The following is a 5,218-nucleotide window of genomic DNA, read 5'->3' as shown; positions in this document are numbered from 1 at the left end:
TATTGCTTAATTATTTTTTGATTATCCCACAAAGCTTATATTAAGGATAGGTCTAGTGGCATGAGTCCGGGAACTTCTGATGAGAAATAGGGGAGGCGACGGTTAAAGGGTCTTGTGAGTAGGTTTTCCCAGACAATAGGTACACATTGTAACCATGTTTTCCAGGCATACTCGATTTCTCTATCAACTACAGCAGGTCGCAAGAAGCAGCTAGAAAGATATTGGCAAGCTTCATCGAGTTTTTGACGACTGTGACGATGAACACAAAAAACAACGGCAGTATGGATCGGGAGACTGCCTCTGAGGATAGTTTCTTGTGCCTTGACCGCTTCCTCGATGTTCATATTGGCTTTTACGTCAATTGATCCCTTCTCTGAAGACATCGCGCTGGAGGATGAGTGCGCCGATATCTCTACGACCAGCAAGCGAGATACTTGCAATCCCGGCTAAATGGGTAATATCTTCAAAGGGTGTCAGATTTTTGACAACACCTAATTGTTCGGTATCTAGAGATTTTTTACCAATTTTGTGCTTTATTTTCGTTGAGGCGGTCGAACTCATAGCCTGTAGTTTCGTTCGGTGATATTTATTAATTGAGAAGCTTTATCTGCGTTTTTTAAGCTGGCGCTTCTTCTTGGGTTGAGGTTGTAAAGGATTAACAAGGGAGACAAAAGGTTTGTAACCACGGGTGATGCGGGGTGTGCCGACAAACTTACCGAAAAAGGCTTTGTTGGAACTTACTGTCCACCAGGTTGCCCATCCCCAGGCGGTTACAATTCCGGTTGCAAGCCAAGAAGCTTGCATAAAACCCTTGACTACCATGTAGGAGATGAGAGCGATCGCACTCCAGGGAACAATTTGGTCGGCGGGGAATGGCCCGAGGCGTGGTTGGTCTCCTAATACGCGGTTGACAGTACGAAATTCCCGAACTCTTGTCATTATTACGAAAGGCAAAAGTCAGTTTTTGAAATTTTGATGAGTGGCACTTGTGGAATTGTGCCACTCGTGGTGGCTTTTTTGAAGACTTGGTATCAGCCTGTTACCAGCCCTGCAAGCAAATCTCCAACTACAACTGTGAGGGCAACGATAATTGGTGTACGGGCGATCGTTTGCCAATCCTCGTCGTTTCTGGCTGATTGAACGACCCGGATCAGACCAATACCAAGGTAAATTAGGAACAAACCGCGCAGTACTGCGAATACGTATTTAATGATGTCTGCATTAACACCAGTAAAATACTCTGTGAAAAAGTCCTCTGCGTTTTGCATGAACTGGGCGTTTGCGGGTGCAGCGGCGATATCCAACATAAATACTACACCTACCAAGCAGAACAAGACAGTATAAATATTGATGCCATACTTGCGCTGCCATTTCTCGAAGTTGGAAAGTAGCAAGTTTGCTTCCTTGGGTAGTAACGCTACAATGCCAGTTCCAAACGCGAGCGATGCCATTACCATGTGATGAATCGAGATATCTGCAATCATCAAGCCAGTACCAACTGCCATTAGTCCGGCGATGCTGACGTTTTCTTTCCAGTTGCGACGGCGACGACTGGGAGCGGGGTATCCGTATTCTTCGTAGGAAGGAATGCGGTCGTTGCTAAAATTAGATTCGTAGTCTGTTCTCATAAAAAAAGTAGATGATTTTGGAAATTACTGGATGAAACTTTGTAGGGGTAATTACGACTGAATTACTGCTTTATTCCGTTGGCGGAGTCTGCCCCTAGTACATAGTTTGGATTGGAGTAAATCTCTGCTCCAACTTCTCGCTTGTAAACCTATTTTATGAGACTAATATCCGTAAAAGCATCTAAAAATTTTCCATTTTTAAACACTATGTTTTTCAGTAAATCATTAGTAAAAAATTAGAAAATTTTGATTGACAGCTTTCAACATTTAAATCAGTGGTTTATTTCATAATGTTTGACCCCCGATATAATCTATATCGGGGGTCAGTAATTGATATATGAGGTAGTGTAATTACGGTGTTTTACCGTTAATTTACCCAGTGAAATAAATTGTCCGTCAACTAATTCTGCGTTTGATTTGGGTTGAAGTCGAGATGGAGCTTCTTGCCTACTTTGAGGTTGAGGGTTTTGGTACTGTTAGCAGGTAGTTCGATAACTTGGTTAACAGGATAGATGGAATCGTACTTAGGACAGGTTTTTGTTTTGCAGGGGGGAGCCGCCTCTACGATTGATTTAATAACTCCATCTTGGAGAAATATCATATCTAGAGGAATATACGTATCCTGCATCCAAAGTTTAACTTTTTCAGGTTTGTTGAGGACAAATAGCATTCCGTGATTTTCGGGAATAGAGTCACGAAATTTGAGTCCGTGGGCATATTCTTTTCTATCGTCTGCTAGTTCGAGTTGAACTGTTTGATTATTACTGGTAAAGGTTGCACCAATAGGTAGATACTGGGGCTGGCGAGTCCAAAAGTAGAGTGGTAGGGGTGAGAGGGCAGCAGTAAAACCAGCAATTGGCCCAACGATATTGAGAATTTTGAAAAATAAGCTTTTTTCTGGATTTTGTGCTTGTTTAGTTTGAATGTTGGTTTGAGCGGTTTGTCTTGTAACTTCCATAGTTTTAGATAAATAAAGTAGTAGAGTGGTTAGAAATGGCAAGCATTATGATCTGTTGAAATGTTTTGGCTACATTTGCTTTCGTTAAAACATGATGAAACTTTGAATTGATTTATGATCTTTACAAAGAAGTAGTCATAACTCAGAACTCAGGAGTCAGGAGCGGAGCAAGGAAAGCTCTACGGCTTGGCGTCAGAATTCAGGAGAAAGCTTGCGTAAGGCTTGAGGACTTTGTACGAATGACTCTTAACTGTTGGTTTAAAGCCTCATCAGAGTTGTTAAGCAAAACAAAAAAGTTTTTAACCACCAGCGCGAAACTCCTTCCTTTATGGCTGGAGTTCTTCTGACTCCTGAATTCTGTATTCTGGCTCCTTTCATTAGCTAAAAATCTCGATGTTACCAACAGCAAACTTGCTTTCATCGAGGGGACTACTAGGTAAAGCTTGTTGGTCAGCTTTGTTACGCATCGACTCGACTTTATCGGCTTCGCGGATGGCAAGCGGGTTAATCTGGCGGCGTTCTTCTAGTAATGCTTCGATTGTTAGTTCGAGTGCGGGGAGTTTGCTTGATGCGTAGGTATCTTCTGTTACTGTTTCGCAGAATATGGTACTAGCGGCGCGTTCTACAATTGTCTGGATTTCTGCACCTACACACCGATTGGTGGCTTTAAGAATTCTGCGCCACTGTTCCTCGCTCCAGGGGTCGCCGCCATTGCGAAAACGTTCGTCAAATCGGGCAGCGTGCAGTTTGAAGATACTATATCTTTCCCCATTATTGGGCAGGTCTACCTTAAATAAATAGTCAAACCGTCCAGCACGGGTGAGTTCGGGTGGCAGCCATTCCATTCGGTTGACTGAGGCGATGATCAGTACATCTGACGTGCGCTCTTGCATCCACGTCAACAGCTGGCCAGCAAGCCGTTTGGCGAGGTCATCCTCCCCGGCGAAGCCTTTATCGAAGTCGTCAAAGTACAAAATTACTTGGTTGAGCCTATCTGCCAGTCGCAACAAGCGTTTGAGTTTCATTTCTGCTTGGTTGCCAAAACTTCTAAAGTTGCCCCAATCGACCATGATAAGGGGAATACCCATATTCTGGGAACAGGCTTTTGCTGAGTGTGATTTTCCTGTCCCCGGTGGCCCCACAAGCATAATCCCTTTGGGTACACGCAGATTATATTGTTTGGCACGCGGGGTAAGCAATCGCTTGAACTTTTTGAATGACTGCTGCATGAGTTCCAACCCACCAAGTTGGACTTTTGGCGGAGGTAAGAATTCGATGTCATACAAGCGGTTGAGCAGTTGAATTTTTTTTGATAGCAGAAGCTTGGCTATCTCACTGGAATTTACTAAATCATGATTTTTATTAATATCATTTAGACAATACATAATATCAGAAATATACAAGCCAGCACTAGCGTTAGCAATTTCTAAATAGTCTTGATCTGTATATGTGAAAGAAAATTTTTTGCTTTTAATTAAACTGTCAATAATTTCTTGTACATCTGGTAGTTCTTGACTCCATAGGGGAATTTCTGCCGCTATTTCGCTTGCTATCTCAGCGTTGGCTCCTAGTAAGATAGTAGTTTTACCACTATCTTTGGTATGAAAATTGAGATTGATTAACGACGATTTAATCCATTCTGATATAATAAAATCAGATTCTTTAGGTGTATTTTCTTTTATCCAAGGGAAAATATTCTCAACAATTAATACTCCAGTGCCAGAATAAATTTTCCAAAAATTGAGTACTTGAAAATAGTCTTCTTTATTTTGTTTTATGGAAGGTTTATAGTCGTCAAACTCTCGAAAAACCAGATTTTCTTCGGCGCTGACTACTAGTTCTTTAATACTGTCCTTGCTGAGATTCCATATGTAGGCTTTTTTGCCTGCTTGGTGACAGTAAGTAGTGATTCGGGTGAGGAGGCGGTGACGTTCTTGGAGGGGAGATTCGCAGGCGATGATTGGATAGTTGTCCGCAAGAAGGTCTTCTAGATAGTCAAAGCTAGACTTCATCTCAGTTGCTTGTAGCGTACTCAGAAGTAATCTTATCCAGAAGGGATGCTGTCCGAAAACTGATAATTTTGGTTCTTGCGTCCATAAATTAGAAAAAAGTTGGTTGATTTTCAGTATTTTGTTGATTGTGTAATCGCGTTGTGAATTTAGATAATTGCAGTATGAAGAGTTAGTGCAAGTATGGCAAAGACACCAGAATATCCAATTGTTGTTATCCCAGAGTTAGTTAAAGAAAAAAAACAGTTTATCCCTTTAGTTTTTCCGTCTGGACAGGGAGATGCACCAATTGGGGCAAGTGAGGGGCTGTTTGAAAATGTTCTCAAACACTATTTTGGTGAAATTGTTTCTCCCCAGCAGGTGATGCTTCCTCCAGGGCATCGACTACCATTTACGGCTGATTTTCTTATTATTGAACCAAATACTGGCTTACACATAGATTTGGAGGTTGATGAGCCAATTTCGTTTGCGACTCTTAAGCCTACCCACTGTATCAGCGAGGATGATTACCGAAACAAGTGTTTTGTCGATGCCAACTGGCTAGTCATCCGGTTTGCAGAAGAACAAGTCTCGTCTCAACCAGAACGCTGCGCTCGATTTATTGCTGGTGCGATCGCTCAACT

The 5,218-nt window shown here is 42.1% G+C and carries 6 protein-coding genes and 1 pseudogene; 1 reads left to right on the top strand and 6 read right to left on the bottom strand.

Annotated features, from left to right (window positions below; all coding sequences use genetic code 11):
• Nucleotides 1–53 precede the first annotated feature (53 nt).
• From HWQ37_RS30005 to HWQ37_RS29980, 6 genes and pseudogenes are all read right to left on the bottom strand, one after another.
• Nucleotides 54–395 (bottom strand): annotated as a pseudogene (locus HWQ37_RS30005) (hypothetical protein); the annotation flags it as partial.
• Complete coding sequence (locus HWQ37_RS30000; protein WP_292754051.1) at nt 358–561, bottom strand: hypothetical protein; 204 nt, start codon at nt 559–561, stop codon at nt 358–360. The gene HWQ37_RS30000 and the pseudogene HWQ37_RS30005, both read right to left, overlap by 38 nt.
• 42 nt (nt 562–603) lie before the next feature.
• Nucleotides 604–939, bottom strand: a complete 336-nt coding sequence (locus HWQ37_RS29995; protein ID WP_069072332.1) for a hypothetical protein — start codon at nt 937–939, stop codon at nt 604–606.
• A gap of 92 nt (nt 940–1,031) precedes the next feature.
• Nucleotides 1,032–1,628 (bottom strand): hypothetical protein, encoded by a 597-nt coding sequence (locus HWQ37_RS29990; RefSeq protein WP_292754050.1) that lies wholly within the window; start codon nt 1,626–1,628, stop codon nt 1,032–1,034.
• Between the two features lie 400 nt (nt 1,629–2,028).
• Nucleotides 2,029–2,586, bottom strand: coding sequence for a DUF192 domain-containing protein (locus HWQ37_RS29985; protein ID WP_292754049.1), 558 nt, complete (start codon nt 2,584–2,586; stop codon nt 2,029–2,031).
• A 377-nt stretch (nt 2,587–2,963) separates the two neighbouring features.
• On the bottom strand, nt 2,964–4,598 hold the full coding sequence (locus HWQ37_RS29980; RefSeq protein WP_292754048.1) for an ATP-binding protein: 1,635 nt from the start codon (nt 4,596–4,598) through the stop codon (nt 2,964–2,966).
• Nucleotides 4,599–4,778: 180 nt separating this feature from the next.
• On the opposite strand from HWQ37_RS29980, the gene HWQ37_RS29975 reads away from it, so the two are divergent.
• On the top strand, nt 4,779–5,218 hold a 440-nt coding region (locus tag HWQ37_RS29975), incomplete at its 3' end, for a hypothetical protein (RefSeq protein ID WP_292754047.1).

Source organism: Nostoc sp. NMS4, from assembly GCF_017115095.1.
Classification (GTDB): domain Bacteria; phylum Cyanobacteriota; class Cyanobacteriia; order Cyanobacteriales; family Nostocaceae; genus Nostoc.
This window is presented reverse-complemented; position numbering and strand designations above follow the sequence as displayed.

What these genes read in the sequence shown, in the direction of transcription:
- HWQ37_RS29985 (WP_292754049.1), bottom strand. Translation starts at nt 2,586, where the DNA reads ATGGAAGTTACAAGACAAACCGCTCAAACCAACATTCAAACTAAACAA.
- HWQ37_RS29980 (WP_292754048.1), bottom strand. Translation starts at nt 4,598, where the DNA reads ATGAAGTCTAGCTTTGACTATCTAGAAGACCTTCTTGCGGACAACTAT.
- HWQ37_RS29990 (WP_292754050.1), bottom strand. Translation starts at nt 1,628, where the DNA reads ATGAGAACAGACTACGAATCTAATTTTAGCAACGACCGCATTCCTTCC.
- HWQ37_RS30000 (WP_292754051.1), bottom strand. Translation starts at nt 561, where the DNA reads ATGAGTTCGACCGCCTCAACGAAAATAAAGCACAAAATTGGTAAAAAA.
- HWQ37_RS29995 (WP_069072332.1), bottom strand. Translation starts at nt 939, where the DNA reads ATGACAAGAGTTCGGGAATTTCGTACTGTCAACCGCGTATTAGGAGAC.